Raw genomic sequence first — 20935 nt, forward strand, 5'->3', positions numbered from 1 at the left:
AAATCCAGTGCAAATGGTAGAACTGTAGAGACTATCTCGGCCATAGCCTATTCACCATCCTTGCTGACCGGCTCAGAGTCAGGCCAGGAATCGAGTACTGCCTGAAGCTCCTCGATATCTTTATCACTCATTAACTTACTGCCGGCAAACATCGACACAGGAAGGGGACCATCAAGCTCTAATACTCTTTCAGCGAAATCTTTTGCATATGACGCCAGAGTTTCCACCTTCTCAATCGCAGGGCTATAAACATGGATTCCATGGATTCCATGGATCTCAGATTGAGCCACAAACGACTTATCCCGCATCCGATCTAGTGTCTTTCGAGTAGACGAGTATGACCAACCCAATTCAGGTCCTACCCGATCATGTAACTCTCTGGCACTCAGCGGTTCTTGTCTCCAAAGGGCTTTCAACAGCGCAAGTTCTGATGGGGACGGTTTTACCTTTTTCATTTTATCTTCCCGTGTGACAGTCAGGGCTAGTGAGCGACAAGTGTCGCATTCGGTCAACCGCCCTGCAGGGAAACCTGTTAGGTTATTTTTTATACAGACAGGACCGTAAGCAGCTTTTGCCGACTGGCAAAAAGTTGAAAGCTATCGATAGACCAATCGATTTTGATCAGTTTAAGCACCAACCAATATAAGGTTTGATAGCGCTTGTAACCAACTCAAAACCTCAGGGCTTGCTGCACCAGTGCCAAGCAAAGCCCCAATCCAAAGATATAAGTGCCTACAGCACCCAAGAAGCGCATTGGGTTAGGCTTTGCCATAGTGGAGGGAAATAAGATGCCTGCAACAAAAAGAAATCGACAGGCGGTCAGCAGAATAACAAACCACCAAACCCAGGTAGAAGACTGCCCTAAGCTCACTAAGAAATCTCCATTTCCTATGTTATTTGTACAGGGAGGGTATTTTAAGCCTCGCCTTCCCGCCCTAGTTGTTCACACTATATAAGCATCGTTTTCAGCTACATTTTAAAGAATCACAGCAGTATCTCTGGAGCCTGTCGCGAACAATGCAACCAGAGAAAACTGTGAAAAACCTTGATCAGTAGATAGATACTCTTTACACCAAAACCTAAGTTCATCCGACCATTTAACCAAAGCCTGCTGCTTCTTCGGCTCAGCATCATATTGGGAAGCCAGTCCAGCAAAGTGACAGTGCACAACTACTTTAGAGTCATTGCTTCGGCTATCATCAACTACAGATACCGTCATAGAAGCAGATACAGACTCCCAACTAATCAGGAAGTACAGAGAAGTATCACTTACATTTTCATCAAGCTTGGAAATTGCGAGCTGTAATACCTCGGAAAGGTCCTGATAAATATCATCATTCGCCAAGGCAGTACTTTCCGATCGGTGTAACTCATGCTCCGTAGCAGTTTTATTTTCACCACCAAAGAGGCATGTCGACTTTTCTATCTGCCAAGCCAATCTCATAAACCCTCCAAATACATCAAGACTGAACAAAGAAATATTCTACGAGATTTATGAGTAGAGCACACTTCATCCCCTCCCAGCCTGCATACTCTTCTCCATATTCAAGCTCAAAGTAAGGCAATTCCCCTTGAAAATACACCAAGAGTTGACCTCAAATGACAACTCTACTACTTCGCGTCAGGGCGCACTGATACACGCATGGTAATATCGGCATGAAATACTTCCTCTCCATTAGTATCAATAACGCTCACAGGCATAACAACATCGCCAGCCTCAATGGTTTTAAATCCTGGATACTCACAAACGGCTCGTAGATTAGTCTTCGCCATCTTTAAGTACTTGACTTCCATCCCTACTGGTATCCAGCGAAAGCGTCGATCCAAAGACACATCCAAACAAACACCGCCAGCTAATTCAGCGGCGTTACACATAGCGATAGCATGTACAGTACCGATATGATTTGTCACGCTCCAACGCTTATTCAGTAAAACCTCCACTTTACCCGGTGATAATTCCAGGAAACGCGGCTTGATTGAACGAAAATACGGTGCCTTAAGTGCCACTAATTTAGACACCAGCCAGCGGCCCAATGCCGAGCCGCCAAATCGCCCCCAAAGATTAAGTACTGGGCTTTTAGAAGATTGATAGTCCATCTTACCTCTCCATCCTATACATCGAACCGCCACTCTATATGGGCGGTCTTAAGCTATTTAGGCCACTATATATCAACTTCCGGTAGTCCAGGATAATCAGATCTATCAGTTTTATTGACATGGGCTATTCCAAGCGCAGAAATGCCCAAGAGGAGGTTTGGTTCATAAGCGAGTGCAACTAATAGGGCTAGAACTAATAATTTGTATTCCTTAAAAGCATATCCATTAATAGGTAAAGTAAGTATATCTGCAAGCTGATAGGCATACTAAATGGCAATCGCTACTGCGCACCTTGAAAGATTGTTTTTGATGTCCAAAAAATTCACTCAGACAATCTTTTACAAAAAAGCTTAGATTGAGTAGCTAGTTATATGTCAATTAATACTGAAGATTAGATATCGAAAATTGTCAGACCAGAAAATCTTAGATTAAATTCTAACTATACTTCTCGCTGCGGTACCTGCTTTATTCATTTCTAAGACATCTAACTTTCAATATATCCACCATAATTAAGGGTACATTATAAATTTGTCAGAAATTTAATATTGCGAAGGGTATGATCGCGACTCCCACAACGCACCAATAATATTAGATTCCCAGAATATCTACTCCACTAAAGGGCTTCCGTTCATGGGTCTAATTTTATTTAGCCGCAAATCTATCACTATTTTTTCGCCACACCTATATATATCGGGATATGATTTTATGCTATATCACTTACCAATTGCTACCGGCCTGGTCCTAATAGAGACCGAGAAGCTCGCAGTCTACCGGTGAAAATTGGAGCTTCTAGTTAACATAAAAAATTAATTCCTATTCATGGGAGCGACTCAATCAACCCTAGCAAGGCTATATAATGGAGAGAATCAAGCTGTGTAAATTATCGAGTAAGAATAAAAATCCAGCTAAAAGATTTTTTCCCAAATGTAAATCTAGTAGAGGCATCTACAAAAGGAAAGACAAGCAATAATTAGGTAAGAAGAACAAAAATCTCTAACAGAAAATGTTATTTATATTTACATCCAAGGATAAAAATATCTTTTCTGAAAATGAGACAGCCCTACCGAATAGACTGTCCCATAAATTATCTCACGACAACTTTCGACGGTATTCCCTCGGCAACATACCCTTATTTCGGCGAAATGCCCTTCTAAGCTGTTCTTGAGACTTAAAACCACAGATAGTAGCTATACGCTCCTGAGTTAACGCTTGAGTTGCTAAAAGCTGGCAAACCTTTTCAATGCGAATTTTCTCAACGAATCGACCTGGAGTTACCCCCATATCCCGAGTAAAGCAGCGAGCAAAGTTTCTCGGGCTCATAGATGTCTTTTCCGCGAGACTATTAACGCATAAAGTTTTATCCAAATTACTATGAATCCATTGTACCAGCTCTAAAAAACGATCACTCTTTAACTGGCTCATAAGATAAGTGCTACTTTGTTTATGATCTCCATCTCTCTTGAGATATAAGACCATTAATTGAGCAACAGCTAAAGCAATACCCCGACCAAAATCATCCTCTACCATTGCCAAAGCCATATCAACCCCCGCACTAACACCTGCAGAAGTATATATATGATCATCTTTGACAAATACAGATTCTGAATCGACATCCACTTCTGGGAATCTCTTCAGCTGATCAATATATCTCCAATGGGTAGTGGCACGCCGACCATTTAGCAAACCTACTTTTGCGAGAATCAGAGCTCCATTGCCAATAGAGCCTATACGCTTAACTAAACCAGACTGAAGAGAAAGCCATCTACTCAAACATTCACTGATATTCAAATCATCAGCAGCATTAAGATTACCGCTCACAAGGAGAGTATGAATTCCTCTTGAATCAGTAAAACATCTATCTGAGCATATCCTTAAACCTGATGAGATTTCCTTGGTATCTCCATCTTCGGCTAAGAATTCAACCTCATACTGATCATCACAACTAAAGCCCCTATCCTTTAGCTGCTGATTTGCCAGCGAAAACACTTCTGCGGGCCCCATTACATCTAATGAGTGTGCCCCAGGGTAAAATACGATAGATACTTTCTTTTTACAGTTCATTTTAAATTGCAGAATAAGCGTAAAACTATATACCAAACTCAAAAATCACTGTGCGGATTACTAACTTATTAAAAGAAACTTCAGGAATACTATCTTGGGTAGCCCAACCACCTCAGAGGAAGGTGAAAAAACGCCATAGCGGAAGCTGAATAAAACCTAAATAAAATCCAGATTAACTGGAAACACTACTAATAAGTTAATTCTTCACTTGATCTGAGTAATATACCAGGTGGCTACTACCCAATAGTGAGAATTGATCACACGATGATTCTTACCCCAATTAGAGACTACAGGCAAACACACTATCCATCAGCCATACTCTCATCATCCATATACATAAAAATGCTATTTAATAAGGCACCTTCAGAACCAATATCACAAACTGTTAATCCTGTATAATTAAGCAATCCTGACCCTAAGGTACCAGCTTTTTCTATTCTGTAAAGTAATAACGATATTTTTTTCGGAATATATAGTCGTATATGAAACAGCCCTGCATCCTGCCAAATAAACTTTGATTGCGGCCAATAATTACAACAAAGAAACACTACCCAGCCACATCAACAGAAGAGCCACTTCAAAGACCTAACGCCATTAAAGAAAAAAGATAATCATTCCTAATAAAAGGAGCTGTAAATATCTAAAGTCCTATTCATCTCAGCTAATATGAATTGATTCAAGGCAAGAAACAAAAGAAACTCACATTTATCGCCTAAAGCCTTCGCTCTATCGTATAACGACCTAAAAGCCCGCAAGAAGTGCACCGCCGTACCACTTACTTATTCGCTCATATGAGCATCAAAATATTGATGATCTCATAGAAATTTAAATAATTTATCGACTCAAATAACCTCAGGCTTAGTAAGCTCTCTAACATATTGTTACAGTCGGTTGGGTGCTGAGCCCCATAGCTGGGACTTTCGAGGGTTATTAAATATAGATAGGCTTCAGGCTACGCATGGTAATCTGCTACTTCCAGGGCGGATAAGCAATGACTACCGACAACCTTGGCAGGATAGCCAAGACTTCAGAAAGTGAGTTTTCATTATTTATGGAAAATAACACACTAAAGCTATTGCCCTTTATGTTGCCGAAAGCCCTATCTAGCAATTTAACCCGCATAGACTTATATAAGCTAAAAAGGAGAGTAACTTGTCTTCATGTAAAGAAGTACTGAATATGATTTATCTCAAAATGCAATACTGCTGTAAAAACTTCCGCAAATGAATATATTCAAGCTTTCGAGTTAATCCCCTATATCGCAGACAACTTATAAGCCTTTACGAAATAATACTTCATTTACTTGGATCGTCATTCTTAAGCTGTTGGATAAGGGTATCACCAGACCAAAAGAATCTGACGCAACCGTCATAATTTTCCTTTCTTACACATCGCCCCAAGGGGTCGTATTGATACCGAATCACATCCTGAAATTTCTCTACACCTTTTTCTACTTTTAGATTTTCTATTTTTATCAACTTTTGCTGACAATTATAATGGTATCGAATCCTCTGTACCCCTCCCCTCCAACTTCTTCAACACGACCTGTAGAAGAGGTATAACCACGGGATATATTGCCATTATCAACGATTCTATTCTCAATAACTTCTTTGCCAGGAATCTGACTATCAAGCTTACTCGTCGAGTTAAGCTTACCTAGAAGACAATCAGCGGGATCATAAATTAAGAAGGCAAGAAACTGATCTGAATTACTCCTACAGAAGTTATGAATATTAAAGATATTTTTATTAACCTTGCCGGAATGATTAACTCTGGCAAGTGAACAGCTACTATTCGGCAATAAATTCAAAATATTTGTAACTGTATCAATTGGCCTTTCAAACTTACTGACAATAAAGCCTTGCACATAAACCTGAGGATCATAATTGTCCAGAGGTTTCAACCCTTCGGTTGTTTTTATCAACAAAGAATTGAAATTTCCATTTACTGAGGAGAAGGGTGAATTCTCAGATTCCACAGAATGATCAAAGACAAATTTAACATCTTCTTTTCTGGATAGTGAAGTTGCCGTAAGATTACCTAAAATATCATACTTATAACTGAGCTTACTATCATCTTGCCATTCCGCTACAATACGACCACTAGCATCATATTCCCACTTCAGACTACAGTAATTATTTTTAGCTTCGATCAGTTGCCCTAGGCAATTATATCTAAAGCTATTAACGCCCTCTAGCGTAGTTTCTTTTATTAACTGGCCCAGCAAATCACGTTCAAAGTAGATATCGGTACCAATGCCTGATTGAGAAGTAATTACTTCCGTAGAATTTACTAAGTGGCCAGCGGCATTATATGCATAGTGGGTAACACGACCATAGAAATCCTCCTCTTCTATTAACCGGTTATTGAGATCATATTTCAGCCGATAACACTCACCCTTTTCATTTATAAGGCAAATTAAATTGCCCTCTCCATCATAATGATATTCTAATTGACTGCCACTGGAACTAGTCTTGCTCTTTATTTGATGGAGTGCGTTATAAGAATAACGCATATAATTCCCATCCTTATCTAATATTTCTGAAACTAATCCATGCTGGTTAAATCTGCACTGAATATCTGTATCTTTTTGAGCAACCTTAACATTGATCCGACCCTGATCCTCATTCTTGCAAGAAGCCTCTTTCGTCTCAGCAGGCGTTAACAATTCCGTGCGAATATCAACATCATATCTACAATCAATAGATCGTCCGAAGGGGCAACTTATTCTTAATAGCTTATTGCTGCTTCCCCACAGATAACTCGTAACATTACCTAATGAGTCACTAATAGAATTAATCATGCCAGCAGAGGTATAGTCATATTTCACTTGGTTGCCGAGCGGGTCTTCAGCTAGCACCAGCTGTCTTTTTTTGTTGTAACTATACTGCCAACTGCTATCTGATGGATCAGTATACTTTGTGGCGAGACCTTCATTGTTATATTCAATTTGATAATTATTACCGGCCACATCTATCTTCTCGGTCAAGCGACCCTGATTGTCATATCGGAATAACTCCTCACGTATAGTCCCATCAGTACTGGGTAGCCGTACTTTTGTAACGTGACCTAGATCGCTGTATTCATACCACGTTTCTCCACCTTCAGCATCTTGATGGAACGTGAGTAATCCGCGATTATTGAAGTGAAAACGTTGCCGCCCCCTCTCGTGTCACACATCGTTGCTCCGTGACCACTTTCCTCCCAGATAAATTGATAACTGTAAGCAGCTTTTTCGCCAATAGGGTCCCCCCACTGCCGTATACAATGCGCTGAACTACCCTCAGCATCCCACTGAAAATAAAAACTATAACCAGTTTTTAAAGTTCTTTGTTTAATAAGGCCTTTGTGATAAACATACTTTTCATTATTGCCAACACTGTCTACAGCTTCAGTCAGATTATTTTCACTATCAAAGACATATTGAGCTACTACTTCAGAACTTCCCGAATTATTTTCTTTTGTCAAAGTATTTATAAGGTGACTTTCAGGAGATTCATCAAGCGAGCTAATGTATAAAATTTCACCAGAACTACTCTCGACCGATCTTAAATACTCCCCTGAGTAGTTGAATAAATAAAAGTTATCGTTATCATCCCGAATCTCAGCGAGCTTTAACGCACCAGTTTCACCAGTAGCTTTAAAATGTCTTTGTACTCCATTGGAAATTCCATATGTCGTAATTATCCAATGCTCATCGTTTACTCGCGTGAGAGTTAATCTCTCATAAATATTATGACTGCGCGAGCTATTTCCGGGAACTGGCAAGCTAATTATTCTACCTTCAGAATCAAAGAAGAGTATGGGTTTGCCTGGACGCCAAACCAAGCGCTCGCTAAATGTATGAGTCCAGCCACAACCCAATCCAAAATTTCTTGAATTACTACTGCGATAGGTACGAGTTACCGATAAGGGTAGTGCCCCCTCCAATACCAAATCTTCTAAAGTAAACTGAACCTCTCCAGTTTTTAGATTTACAGACCTAGTTACTTCACCAGTAACATTATCGCTCTGACATATATCGGAGTTATAATTTTCACCTACTTCGCTAATGTGGTTATCAGTATCATATGAATAATCCCTGACACAATTTATCTTAGAAAATCCAGACTTTACATCATGGGGCACTGTGAAAGCTTGTTCACTACCCCTTTTATTTTCTCGCAACTCGTTACCCACTTTGATTTGCACTAAATTTCGACTATTTTTTCTGGGTGCAGCTATTTTGGGGATTTTCTTTCCGGATACAGCAGTACTTTTGCCTACTGCCCGATATCCTGAATTTTTAGCAAGTATTTTCCTTTGCTTTTTTGTCCTGGCAAAATCAAACATTAAATCGCCAATATTACGTAAAGCTTTCACTAAGCGCTTATTCTTAGTTAAGGATGTTATAGCTACATCTCCCTCAGTCAATGCCGCAAGTGCTATAGTCAAAATGATCTCAAAAGTACCACTTGCAGTTAAGTTTGTGTGCTGCAAGCTATGTTGTGTTTTGATGTAGTCCTGGGCAAAATGGAAAACTGCTCCCCGAAGAGTTGGGTCACTATAAATGACCTCGGCTATGTTGAAACTCAAGCGGAGCTGCTTTTTTGAAACAGAACTGGGATTAAAGCCTAGTACATCAATCACACCTCGATACAGGGAGGTTACACATTCATCAGCTTCTTCTTCTGGAGTTTCTTCATATAAGACATAATTGATTGCCGCAGAGCTAAACTCAAATGATTGACGTGCTGGACTTACTATCTTCTCAACATCAACAGCACTCTTTGACCAAATCGATAAGCGCCACACAGAGCTGTCAGTTTCTTTTACTTTCTTTTTTGCAGTTGTTACACGCTTCACCCAACTCCAATCAGTTTGCTGGCTAATAAAAGCCTTATCTGCAACTTCCTGCGTAATAATTTTCTGCAAGCCCATACGAATCTTAGCAACCAACTCTGTTTGTAGATCCCCCAATGCCGAATATGGCAATGGGGCCTCTTCAATAATCAGTTGATTCTGAGCCAATGCCCGATAAATGGCTTTATCCCGCTCATTAAGATAGCCAGGCACATTACTTAATCGCGATTGAGATGGGGGACGCTCTTGCTCAGGGTCTATATCTGGCGCAAAGGTTGTGTATAAGCCAAGGTACTGGTCATACACTAACTGAAGAGTGTTAGTATCGAACATCCTCAATAATTCAGCAGCATCAATCTTTCTAGAGGGACCCGTCTGGCATATCCATCCAGGCCGCACCGCATAACGAGAGCCCTGAGAGTTTTCGATATAGAGCTGTATCAAAAGTTAAATCCTGTCAACCGCTGACCGACTATTCTGCGGTCATCAAAAAACGAATCCATTCAAAGCACCTAAACTAGGTGCTCAACTTCGACATAATCATTTCTACTGGGACGATTTTTCTTTCAAAGGACAAAGAAATATATTTCAGCCTTCTTACATCGGTTTTAAAAAATCGGCTGAACCAAGAACAGTTTCTACGTCCAAAATTTTGACAATGAGTGTGAAGTTTAGTAGTCCGTGTTTCAAAGCCGGGAACACTAAGCTCTCGATTCACATTCAAGTCTTCACTATCACAAGCAAAATACTAAAAGTCACAATAGCAACATCAAAAGCTATACCAATAGGAAAACCATAATTCATCCACATCTAAAGACTTTTCAAATGATCTAAACGAAATAGTTATAATCCCTATCTAATAGCTACTAAGCCAATCCTCCAAGATACCTAACATACCACCATCTTTCGGAGTAACTAGAAATTAGGTGAAAGCTAACTTAATTTGTATTGTTGCGATAGGAAAAAGCGATTACAGGAGAGTACACTGCATATAGTGCAATTAAATTTGACTAGGGTCAAAGAAAGAAAATAACAGTCAAGCGATATATGACAGCATATTCTGACAAAAAAGCACCATTTAGCGACATTAAATATAGTTTAAAGTTATGGATGGTAAACTAATCTCAAAGAGAGCACTTGAGTCCCATTAAATTGTCAGCGTAAATTATAGTATTCGCTCAAATAATATAATACAAAATTGATAACGATTCAGCAGTCGAATATTTATATATAAAGGTACGTCTGTTATGGGTATAGACATAATAGATCGGCTGGATTATCCAACCGATCCGTAATGAGCACTAATTGCTAACAGTAAAACTACTCGACTTACCTGAATAGCTGGAAATCTTCCCAGTCCAACCACTCTTCCAGTTACCAAAGTGCTTTATTCGGTAAGTGCCTGATGGTGTATCCTCTCCGATGATCCACTGCCCTTCAGCAAATGAACAGGCCATACAATCAATAGCCGTATCTCGTGTCCAAATAAAGCGTGTATCCAAATCATCATCGGTAAGATAAGTTTCCCAACTACCGTTAACTTTACGCTGTACTTCAATGAACGTACTCTCAGTCTTCAGGTCATTACGGGGATGGCCAGAACGGAAAGTGACAGATACAGTATCGCCAGCACTGTAGCTGGTACCTACATCATCCCAGACTTGACCAAAAGACTCCCACAGGCGTTTGTCATCATAAACAACCCCAATTACATTAATGATTTGGTCATCAGACAGATCTTTCGGAGTAGGCCCTGCAGCAATATCTACGCCATTGACCATAGCATGTGTCATTTCGGTATAAATCTGTCTATAGGCTGCAAGGGTATTGGGGCCGTATATGGTATGTGCTCCCTCATAGTGCTGCCTATCAAACTCTTCAGGGGTAGTTATGTAACCGGAATAGGCATTTGCCAAACCGGCAATCACCACAGTGTTTACACCGCTTCCTTCAAAAGCTGACAAGACTTCTGCTTCAAGACGTCGGCCTGCCATAGTCGTCATTTCACCCGGCGCGGCGACCAAAGCAAGTGAGCCTATGCGAAACATTTGGAAAGGTAGGTAAGGGGTATAAAGTGCTTGGCCTATTACCTCACGCTGTACAAATGTAGGTTTGGGGTACTGGCAGGGGTCATCCTGAGTATCCTCATATACAGCGGCTGCAGAAAATGCACTCATCAGGCCAAAAAGTGGATAACCATTAATCGCTGATTCGAATAGTCCCACATCTCTATCCCAATCCACCCCCTCATTTTCAACAGACATTCCCTCAAAAATACCATCAATATTGCTGGGACCGTCCCAACTTGATCCTGCAGTAAATGACCAGCCAACAGCACCTTCACAAATATCTATTTGCCCCTCACCGGTAAATTCACCTGCTACAGTATAGCCAGGGAAATAGATATGTTGATGTCGATAATCTAATCCACCTTCAAGTTTCACAGTAGCTGATTGGTAAAGAGACTGAGCTTTTGCAACTTGCTTTTCAGCAGATAAAAGTAAACTTTCATACTCAGAATTTCCGCATCCATCCCTAGGGCCACAAATATTCGGAGACGCATCACCTAAATTACTATTGGCAAATGCCGCAGTAAATTGACTTGCAGCACCCTGCTCGGCAGCCCAAGACTCCAGCAACTGACTCGCCGCCCCCTTATTATCCCCGCTAAGTTGCCGCTGCCCTGTCCCTAAAGAGACATTGTGTACTGCAAACCAATTAATAACTCCCAGTGCTTTGCTGTTGGCATCAACCAACTTGAGTTGGGTCATGGTTTTATTGGTATCGTATTGATAGTCGCTTGCATCAGTATTTTCTGAATAAGGGTATGGGTTTCGATTGATACTGGTATCGAGTAGTATCCCCTGCTCAATAAAGATATCACCTGGAGTTAGTCCACTATCTGCTTCAACGATTGACTGAAAAATACCATCAACAATAGCGTCATAGTTATCTTCCGCATACCCGAGAGCACTCATATTCAACATGACATAATGATCATACCCGCCAGGACCTACATGGGTATGTGTAGCAGTCAGCATCACATTCTTTTCGGTGTACTTACTATTACCATAGAGATTTTTTAATTTATCAACGACACCCTGCTTCACGCCCTGCGGAATACCTTGCAGATCTGCTGATACGAATACCAAACGCTCATTTTCAGAGCTATCAGAAATTATGAATGCGCGGGACCATAAACGGGTATGAATTCCCTTGGTTGTCTGCCCCGTTTCTCCATATCCTACCATTCCAACATCTGCTGCCGGGCCAGTTATATCATACTTACCAACACCAACACGCCAGTCAGATGCTTTAACAGTGGAAGAAGCTCCAATAAATACTATTAAAGCAATGACGTAACCATTAATTATTTTTTTCATTTTTTCTCCAGAATCTATACACGCAGGAGTACATTCGCCAGTTCACAGAAGTGAAGGCGTATCCTTTTCGTTGAAAGTTGATACCTGAATAAGCCACTTCCGATCAACTCGGACGCGACTCTCTAGATAGTTAGCCAATGTAATCTTGGCTTTTATTATCTCATCCTGAAAAGCGGCTTTATTATTTTAAAAATACTCATAGTAGCCATAACCTCCCTGCTGTCAGCACACTAAAACTGAGAGTACAGCTCTAGTACGCATGTTCAGAATACCCTAACTGGCTGTATTTGGTAGCACCCACAGAGTAATTGCCCGCCATAAATCCGTTAATTTAGAGTCGAAAGTAAAATAGTTTTAAATATACGAAGATTTTCTGAACTACAGCAAACCTAAATATTTACAATTTAAGCAAGCACAATCTAAAAATGACTGTAAAGAAAGGATAGATTAGGGGATTTGAATTGCGTTTAGAGAGGAAATGTAAAAAACTTTCGTTATTCAAAATTAGCACTCAACCAGTTTCCAATTATATTCTATAGATTGACCTCTTGTTCACAAAAACAATTAAATTAACAATTAATTAGGCAAACATCTGTACTTAACATTCAAAGTTGTCTTGACAGGAAATAAGGTGGAAGTTGGATAACATTGATAATCGGCCCTTTTAGCATTTGACGCCCCTGACTATAAATATGTGAACTTTATGTAGCTATCAATATCTGATTACTCTGCAGTAATCCATATAGATACATAAATAATGCACGCTAAACTTCTCCCCCTCTCAGTTTTTTCCATATTGACCTTCTTATCCCTACCATCCCTGGCCGGTCAAAAGTGCGATGTACAAATGACGATACAGAGCGAATGGGAAGACGGATATATGGCTTCAGTGGTTGTACGTAATACAGGTACCGAGCCAATAAGTGACTGGGAACTTTCATGGCAATGGCCCTCAGACCAAGAAGTCACACATATATGGAATGCTACTTCAGCCCAGGATGAAAACCTGATCTCTGTAGTTGGAAAACAAGGCTATGTAAGAGTACCCGTTGGCCAAGCCCAATCTTTTGGTTTTAATATTCGCTACTCGGGTGGTGAAAAGACGCCTACTCATATTAACGCTAGTTGCAACAACACCATCAATAAACCAGATCCGACCCCACCTTCACAAGACCTGCTAGACCCCCTTTCACAATACAATTTAATTTTAGGCACTCAAACGATAAACCCTAGGTATACATTTACAGATAAGGGATCACTTGTTGAAAGTGCTGAAGCCATTTACTCAATGGGCTCTAACTTACTCAAGATTGCCCTTTCTCCGAGCCTATATAGCGAGCTAAGTAACTCTGGACTCGACTATCAATTCAAGCGAATACTGAAAGAAATACCAGAATTTCAGCAAGTCTTGGAAATGGATTTCTCCATCTACATGTTTTGGGTTGAGGACTCAGGTTCCTGGATGGATAACAAAGGAATGAGTGAAGAAGAGCTAAACTGGCAATATGACAAAATTTATTCGTTGGCTGAATATTTACTAACTGAATATAACGGCTCCGGTAAGACATTCATGATCGGGCATTGGGAAGGCGATTGGAACCTGGTTCAAAAAACTGATGGTACTAGAGATGACAGTCAGGAAACTATCCCTCCTAAGCGTTTACAGGGTCTAATTGACTGGATCAATATTCGACAAAAAGCCATTGACGATGCCAAAGCAAATATCACCCACTCTGACGTTAACTTATATCACTATATTGAGGTCAATAGGGTTGAATCTGCAATACAGGGCAAAGAACGGATAACCAATGCCGTACTTCCCCATACTAATGTAGATTTAGTGTCTTATTCAGCTTACGATCTCACTACCAAAGAAAAGCATTCAGATTTTGCCACTCTACATAGTGAGTTGACTTCAGCTCTAGAATTTATCAACTCAAATCTTCCCAAAAAATCTGGGCTGCCATTTGAAAAGCGGGTTTTCATTGGCGAATATGGTTACGGAGAGTCCTGGTTTAAGGATTGGGGAGCCCGCTCTGGCGAAGCCCAGGATTTGCTATCACGCAATGTAATAAAAACGGCGCTCCAGTGGGGTGCTCCATTTATTTTGTACTGGCAAATGTATGACAATGAATATGATAGCTGGATCAGTGAATTCACTGGCTACTGGCTGATTGACAAGGATGGTAATAAAAAGGAGATTTATAAGACTCACCAAGAGTACTATAAGGATGCGAGAGCATTCTTAGATAACTATTATATGGAAAACTCCTCCCTTCCGTCAGAAAGTGAATTTCGAGCCTATGCCTTAAAATGGTTTGAATCATCGAAAACCCCACCACCACAGCCCAAACCTGACACTCCCCCTACTGTACCGGAAGAACCCGGTGAACCTTCAGGCCAGTGTAATGTGGAATATACAGTTCAAAACGATTGGGGGAATGGTTTTATGGCAAATGTGGTTATTTATAATAAAGGAAAGACTTCTCTTGATAAATGGCAGCTACAGTGGAACTGGCAAGGTAACCAATCAATCACACACTTCTGGAATGCACAAATCGCAGAAAGTAACGGGACAATAACTGTTACTAGTGAATCATCTATTCCGCCAGGAGAGGCCCAGGCTTTTGGGTTTAATGCAGATTACTCTGGAGAAAACATCCCACCAATTATAATTGGCAACTGCACGGGTACACTCACAACTGAACCTTCACAACCTAGTCAGCCCCCCAATCAGCCCAATGAACATTCAGATAATAGCAGTATTAAGCTATGGTTTATTGGTGATTCGATTACTTACGGCATGACAACACTCCCTTATAATTCAAACGGATTTCGTAGCCAGATCTGGGGCTATCTTGCCAAAGCGGCCGATGGCAACTCAATCTTTCCTATAGATCAAGAATCTACCAGTGAGCAGCTAATTCTAAAATACAATGGAAAACAACTAGAAACGATTGGCACTATCACTGGACCAACAGGCCCTGATGATATGTCTCAACAGACCAAGAATTACTGGCACTCTGGGATACCTGGAGCTACAACCAGCGATTTACTTTGCTATCTTGATCCGATAGGCCATCAAATCACCCCAGGCTACAATTTCACCAACTGCCTCAATTCCATCAAGAACTTCAATCAATTTCTCAGCGAAATGTGCATGGAGGGCGAAACTAGTTCTGGCTGGCTCACTAATCAAGCCTGCAATTTAACGCGGGATATAACCTCTGAGGATAGCGTTGTCATACCTATACAGCTCGGGACTAACGACATCACCTTCCTTAGCATGAATAATGCGATTGATTGTAGCCTTCCTATAGAAGAAAATAGTGAATCCGCCCAGAAGCTAAATATGGTCGTTAGTAAGATAATATCATCACCCAATAATATTCAAGGCATGTCAATAACAGATAGAATACAAAATTACTTTGAGAGCATAGATATTCCAACAGAGAAAATTGCATTCGTAATTTCAACTATCCCTCGCCGAAGTGATTTAGACGGACAAGATCCGAAAAATTACTGTACGGACTTTTATAATCAAAAAATCAGGAAGTCACTATCAGAGGCCTCCAATACCAAAAATATTTTCTTAGCAGACCAAGAAAATATTGTCCCAACTGGAGACCCGGTACACCCTACAACTGAGGGCCACAAGATTATGGCTTGCAACTTACTTTATGGTAAAAATCTTGGCCATTCAGATATTCCTTCTTGTATTCTTCCCAGTAACATCCCAGATAAAGGGCTATTGAAAGCAATAGATCATGTATCCAATTAGCTAGGATTTCGCTTAACAGGCCCTGATTAAAAATTTTCAGGGCGCTGCTTTTACTCACCAATAACTTTGGGAGCCTTTATAAACCCGCCTTCTATATTAGCCGGCCTAACTCTGAACCAGATTTAATAACTGCTTCCTATATTCTGCCCAAATCACTTTCCCTGAGAAATTACTTAAATCAACTTTTTTTAATTTTGAACCCGATAGAATTGACAAAAACATTGATTCCAGCTTTTTTACTGCATCATTACAGTCTGAATAACAGAAGTTCTCGGAATAGAACTCTGGGTAGCACTGTTCATCTGGCACCAGTGGAGTCGCACCGAGAATAGCTGCTTCCATCACCGCCAGCCCCTGGAATTCATGGTAAGCCGTAGAAAGGAATATATGGCTATGTCGCAGTACTTGACGATAGTCTTTAGCGCTTTCGAGATACCCGAGTACCAATAAATGGTCGGCAAACTCTTCTTGTATTTGAGCAAACTCAGCAGGGCTATTACGAAATGACTGCCCCATTAGATTAACAAGAAACTTAACATTTCTGGCTTTCAAGCCCCGAAGGATATCCAGCAATCGGTCCGCGCCTTTGTCATATTCCCAACGGGCCGCCCAACTGATAATCAAAGTATCTTGACCTATCTCGCCCCCATAAATGCTCTCTGCGCAGGAGCTCCAGGAAAAGGCCTCTTCAGTTTTCGCACTATCAAAAACGATGTCTTCTATTGGCACAGGAAGAACTCGCGACTTTTCCTCAATCTCCTCACAAATTCCGGGAGGAACACAATCAGGAAAGCGCTTGAGTAATTTCTTTACTCCTCCTAACAAGGTACTGCGGTTGTATTCAGAGTTGAACAAGACCAGATCACCGGACAAGGCCGTGTAAATATTCAACAACTGGGGTTCTACCGATCGAAACGCATCAGAGCTCACTGGGTAAGCAAATTGATTCTCATGAAAATATACAACTGTAGGCACCCTAACGATTTCAGGAACTAAACCGCACAAGGCACTTAGATCGGTCATTGAGGTTGTAACAATAAGGTCCCAACGCTGCTTCAATATTTGCGCAGTTTCCCCACGGCCCCAGGAAAGGCTATTACCGCGAATTCGCCAGCTAAAGTATCGCGGTGGTAAGGTTAGTACGGTCCATTGCCAATCAGAAAATGCCGCTACCAGCCCTTTACGCCATCGCTTGTGACTGTCCGCATCATAAGCGGAGAGTAATAAAACTTTCATTAAATAGTAACAAGAAGAAGCGGCACCGGGATCAAACTTAACCCCGGTAGCTATTGATCGGAGGGGTTAATCGAAAGAGCGCACATTCATTAATCGTGCAAACAAGCTGGAAGTATCCCAACGAGCACCACCAATAGCTTGTACCTCACTATAAAACTGGTCTACCAGGGCAGTTACGGGCAGTAAAGCTCCGTTATGTTGTGCCTCTTGAAGGACTATAGCCAAATCCTTACGCATCCAGTCCACAGCAAAACCGTGGTCATACTCGCCAGCTAACATAGTTTTTGAGCGGTTTTCCATTTGCCAGCTCTGTGCCGCCCCCTTGGATATCACATTGACAACCTGCTCTCCATCGAGGCCAGCTGCCTTGGCAAAATGTAAACCTTCAGCAAGCCCCTGAACGACACCCGCGATACAAATTTGATTGACCATTTTACACAGCTGGCCGCTACCTACTGGCCCCATCAGGTTACTCGCCCGCGCATAACAGTCGATAAGAGGTTGCACTTTATCAAAGTCTGCCTTATCGCCCCCAAACATAACCGTTAAAGCACCATTCTCAGCGCCGGCCTGGCCTCCAGAGACAGGGGCATCCAGAAAACCGATTCCCTTTTCGCCAGCTGCAACTGCCAATTCCCGAGCAACATCGGCAGAGGCTGTTGTATGATCTACAAACAAAGCCCCGTCACCCATACTCGTGAATGCCCCCTGCTCTCCTGTCACCACCTGGCGGAGATCGTTGTCATTGCCTACACAGGCAAAAACAACCTCCGCGCCCTTTGCGGCTTCAGCGGGCGTTGCAAAGCTCTCTCCATCATATTCTTGTAGCCATTGATCCGCACGGCTAACAGTGCGATTGTAAATTCGCACCATGTGGCCAGCATTAGAAAGATGCCCCGCCATGGGATATCCCATCACCCCCAAGCCAATAAATGCAACTGTTGCCATTTCCTCTACCCCCATACCATCCAAATAAGTATTACACCGAGAACCAAGCGATAAATCGCGAATGGAGCCATCCCAATGCGGCTAATAAATTGAAGGAAAAAATGAATACACAAATAAGCACTAATACAAGATAAAACGGTACCAAGCAGCAAGTCATTCCATGGAACACTTTCCAGCGCAAGTAATTCAATCGTTAACAAAATAGCGCTGAGGGCAATAACAGGAATAGACATCAGGAACGAAAAGCGCGCTGCAGCCTCTCTCTTCATGCCAAGCATCAAACCAGCAGTCATTGTGATACCAGAGCGGGAGGTGCCAGGGATTAGGGCCAACACCTGTGATAAGCCAATCAGAAGTGCTTTTTTCCAATTTAACTGGGCTAGAGATTCGACCCTGCGCCCCTTTGCATCAGCCCACCACAGTAAAATACCAAAGCCAATAGTCGTAGCAGCGATAACACCGGCTGAACGCAGGTAAGTTTCTATGAACCCTTTGAATACCAGGCCTATCAGTCCCACAGGTATAGTGGCGAGAACAATTAACCAGGCCAGCCGCCCCTCATCGGTAAATTGTTTATCCGTAAATCCTCCTAGACCATCCCTAATCAGCACCCAAATATCTTTGCGGAAATAGAAAACTACTGCCAGTAAAGAGCCAAAATGAACAGCAACATCGAAGGCCAGCCCCTGGTCCTGCCAACCCAATACCTCAGAAGGTAAGATCAAGTGCGCGGAACTGGAGATGGGCAGAAACTCTGTCAGCCCCTGTATCAGGGCCAAAATTACAATCTGAAATGTTTCCATGTGTTATTAAGATCGGATTTTTTGTCTTTTCTTCCAAGTCACTTCATTGCGCAAATAAACAGGCTCAAGCTCTTCAGCGGTCACTGTATGACCCTGCTCCCATAGTGGTACTGCCAGCTGCGCTATATCCCGAGCGTGAATGAGACTGGCTTGATCAACGGCAGCCAATAACGCCCCTTCAAAAGCCTCATAATGTAATCCCGGGCCCGCCCCATAGATCGGAGTACAAATCTCCGATTTCTCTAAAGACAGCAGAACCTCCTCCGGGTTCTGTACCGCCTCCGGGATCAAGCTATCGCAGGGAGAGTCACTGGAGTAAACCCCCCAATATACTTGTTGCATACGAGCATCCAGCATTGCCACGACCGGTGACTGTCCCCAGTCCGGGTGCGATCGCCGAGCTCCAAGTGCTAGGGCTGCGAGGCTGGAAACCGGAACCACTGGTAGATCTGCAGCATAAGCCAACCCCTGCACACTACTAATTGCTATACGGAGACCAGTAAATGACCCCGGCCCGCGGCTGACAGCAAGAGCATCCAGGCCTGCCAGCTTTATGCCGGCTTCTGCGAGAACGTCATCCACCATTGGCAAAAGGCGACGAGTGTGATCGCGCTCTGCCTGTACAAAACGCTCAATCAGCTGGCCATCAGATATGAGAGCAACAGAACAGGCGCCCGACGTTGTATCCAGGGCAAGTATTTTCACAGCGTTCTTAATCCTGGTCATAAAAAAGGGAGGGAATTGTGGCACGGGAGCGGAGGGGAGTCATGCCCAATATCGCAACCCGCAACTAAAAAACCCCGGACTAACCGGGGTTTATGAGGAGCCTGCCAAAGTTCACATCGTTGAGCCCATATATATGACCCTAGGCGGCCTTTTTCGGTGGCCGACCTCGACGGGCAGCACCAGCCTTCGGTGGACGGCCGCGACGGGCTGGAGCCTTCTTAGCAGCTGCTGTCGCAGTCGCTTTCTTGGGTCGTCCGACTCTTTTTGCTGGCTTAGCCGCTGAAGTTGCCTTCTTTGGACGGCCGGCTTTTTCGCCGTCGCTGTAGCGGCCTTCTTGGGGCGTCCGGGCTTTTTCGCTGCTGTGGCCTTGGCTGCAGGTTTCTTCTTGGCCTTTTGAGTTTCGGCTTTTAATTTGGCTTTAGCCTTCTTCTCTAACTCTTTAACTTTAGCGGCAGCTTTCTTTGCAGCTGCTTTAACCTTAGCTTCAGCCTTCTTCTCAGCAGCCTTCAATTTCTTGGCATGAGCCTTTTCTTTGGTTTTTACCCAGCGTGTTTCAAATGCCTTGAGTGCGGCAGCTAACTCTTTATCTGCTTTGCTGGAGAGGCTCTTAGAGAGACTTTCCACCTTTTCTTTTGCAGCAGCTTCAGCCATATGTACGGCATCCATAGCCTTAGCTTTGGCAAGATCCATCTTTGCCGCTGCCAGCTTGGCGCGTAAATCCTTTGCCTTACTATTGGCACTGGCCAGCGAAGTTTTCGCTGTTGCCGCATTACTTTTCTGCGCTCGAGCCTTAGCCTTAGCAACACGGTCCATTTGCGCATCCAGCGATTTGGTCGCTGAATCTACCGCCTTCTGCGCTTTCACGACCGCTGGCGACGCTGCGGTCGCACTAGTTGCTCGTTTCGCGCGTGTACCTTTTTTTACTACTCTTGCCATCCCTTGTCTCCTCACTGAAAGAAGAAGTACATCCAAAAGTGTGCCGGCAGCATTGCCTTTTAGCTATCGAATAAAAACTGGAATCGGCCGTTTTTATTACTTATGCAGAGCGCCGCACCGCC

Annotated in this window: 14 protein-coding genes; 1 reads left to right on the forward strand and 13 read right to left on the reverse strand. The window is 42.5% G+C overall.

Going from position 1 to position 20935, the window contains the following annotated elements; genetic code table 11:
* Window positions 1–47: 47 nt before the first annotated feature.
* From QT397_19485 to QT397_19520, 8 genes are all read right to left on the reverse strand, one after another.
* A complete protein-coding gene (locus tag QT397_19485; GenBank protein ID WNZ55037.1) occupies window positions 48–455 on the reverse strand; it encodes a BlaI/MecI/CopY family transcriptional regulator in 408 nt (135 codons plus the stop codon).
* A gap of 215 nt (window positions 456–670) precedes the next feature.
* Window positions 671–871, reverse strand: a complete 201-nt coding sequence (locus QT397_19490) for an MAPEG family protein (GenBank protein ID WNZ55038.1) — start codon at window positions 869–871, stop codon at window positions 671–673.
* Window positions 872–976: 105 nt separating this feature from the next.
* Entirely contained in the window at window positions 977–1444 is a 468-nt protein-coding gene (locus QT397_19495) for a hypothetical protein (protein WNZ55039.1), read from the reverse strand.
* A gap of 167 nt (window positions 1445–1611) precedes the next feature.
* Window positions 1612–2097 (reverse strand): hotdog fold domain-containing protein, encoded by a 486-nt coding sequence (locus QT397_19500; protein ID WNZ55040.1) that lies wholly within the window; start codon window positions 2095–2097, stop codon window positions 1612–1614.
* A gap of 1089 nt (window positions 2098–3186) precedes the next feature.
* Window positions 3187–4158: a helix-turn-helix domain-containing protein gene (locus tag QT397_19505; GenBank protein WNZ55041.1), complete on the reverse strand. Its 972-nt coding sequence runs from the start codon at window positions 4156–4158 to the stop codon at window positions 3187–3189.
* Window positions 4159–5632: 1474 nt separating this feature from the next.
* Window positions 5633–7186, reverse strand: a complete 1554-nt coding sequence (locus QT397_19510) for a hypothetical protein (GenBank protein WNZ58566.1) — start codon at window positions 7184–7186, stop codon at window positions 5633–5635.
* Window positions 7187–7227: 41 nt separating this feature from the next.
* On the reverse strand, window positions 7228–9444 hold the full coding sequence (locus QT397_19515; GenBank protein ID WNZ55042.1) for a DUF6531 domain-containing protein: 2217 nt from the start codon (window positions 9442–9444) through the stop codon (window positions 7228–7230).
* A gap of 857 nt (window positions 9445–10301) precedes the next feature.
* Complete coding sequence (locus QT397_19520) at window positions 10302–12383, reverse strand: neutral/alkaline non-lysosomal ceramidase N-terminal domain-containing protein (GenBank protein ID WNZ55043.1); 2082 nt, start codon at window positions 12381–12383, stop codon at window positions 10302–10304.
* Window positions 12384–13230: 847 nt separating this feature from the next.
* On the opposite strand from QT397_19520, the gene QT397_19525 reads away from it, so the two are divergent.
* Window positions 13231–16164: a cellulose binding domain-containing protein gene (locus QT397_19525; GenBank protein WNZ58567.1), complete on the forward strand. Its 2934-nt coding sequence runs from the start codon at window positions 13231–13233 to the stop codon at window positions 16162–16164.
* A 105-nt stretch (window positions 16165–16269) separates the two neighbouring features.
* On the opposite strand, the gene QT397_19530 is transcribed toward QT397_19525, so the two are convergent.
* The 5 genes from QT397_19530 to QT397_19550 form a co-directional block, all read right to left on the reverse strand.
* Window positions 16270–17400, reverse strand: coding sequence for a DUF3524 domain-containing protein (locus QT397_19530; protein WNZ55044.1), 1131 nt, complete (start codon window positions 17398–17400; stop codon window positions 16270–16272).
* A 66-nt stretch (window positions 17401–17466) separates the two neighbouring features.
* A complete protein-coding gene (locus QT397_19535; GenBank protein WNZ55045.1) occupies window positions 17467–18348 on the reverse strand; it encodes an NAD(P)-dependent oxidoreductase in 882 nt (293 codons plus the stop codon).
* A 5-nt stretch (window positions 18349–18353) separates the two neighbouring features.
* Window positions 18354–19151 (reverse strand): undecaprenyl-diphosphate phosphatase, encoded by a 798-nt coding sequence (locus QT397_19540; GenBank protein WNZ55046.1) that lies wholly within the window; start codon window positions 19149–19151, stop codon window positions 18354–18356.
* 6 nt (window positions 19152–19157) lie between these two features.
* Entirely contained in the window at window positions 19158–19856 is a 699-nt protein-coding gene (tsaB, locus tag QT397_19545) for a tRNA (adenosine(37)-N6)-threonylcarbamoyltransferase complex dimerization subunit type 1 TsaB (protein ID WNZ55047.1), read from the reverse strand.
* Between the two features lie 132 nt (window positions 19857–19988).
* Window positions 19989–20849, reverse strand: a complete 861-nt coding sequence (locus QT397_19550) for a hypothetical protein (protein WNZ55048.1) — start codon at window positions 20847–20849, stop codon at window positions 19989–19991.
* Window positions 20850–20935: the final 86 nt, after the last annotated feature.

The sequence above is a fragment of the Microbulbifer sp. MKSA007 genome, assembly GCA_032615215.1.
Taxonomy (GTDB): Bacteria; Pseudomonadota; Gammaproteobacteria; order Pseudomonadales; family Cellvibrionaceae; genus Microbulbifer.

Excerpts from the sequence above, each read along its gene's own strand:
- QT397_19500 (WNZ55040.1), bottom strand. The coding sequence starts at position 2,097 with ATGGACTATCAATCTTCTAAAAGCCCAGTACTTAATCTTTGGGGGCGA.
- QT397_19495 (WNZ55039.1), bottom strand. The coding sequence starts at position 1,444 with ATGAGATTGGCTTGGCAGATAGAAAAGTCGACATGCCTCTTTGGTGGT.
- QT397_19535 (WNZ55045.1), bottom strand. The coding sequence starts at position 18,348 with ATGGCAACAGTTGCATTTATTGGCTTGGGGGTGATGGGATATCCCATG.
- QT397_19485 (WNZ55037.1), bottom strand. The coding sequence starts at position 455 with ATGAAAAAGGTAAAACCGTCCCCATCAGAACTTGCGCTGTTGAAAGCC.
- QT397_19540 (WNZ55046.1), bottom strand. The coding sequence starts at position 19,151 with ATGGAAACATTTCAGATTGTAATTTTGGCCCTGATACAGGGGCTGACA.
- QT397_19525 (WNZ58567.1), top strand. The coding sequence starts at position 13,231 with ATGACGATACAGAGCGAATGGGAAGACGGATATATGGCTTCAGTGGTT.
- QT397_19530 (WNZ55044.1), bottom strand. The coding sequence starts at position 17,400 with ATGAAAGTTTTATTACTCTCCGCTTATGATGCGGACAGTCACAAGCGA.
- QT397_19505 (WNZ55041.1), bottom strand. The coding sequence starts at position 4,158 with ATGAACTGTAAAAAGAAAGTATCTATCGTATTTTACCCTGGGGCACAC.
- QT397_19520 (WNZ55043.1), bottom strand. The coding sequence starts at position 12,383 with ATGAAAAAAATAATTAATGGTTACGTCATTGCTTTAATAGTATTTATT.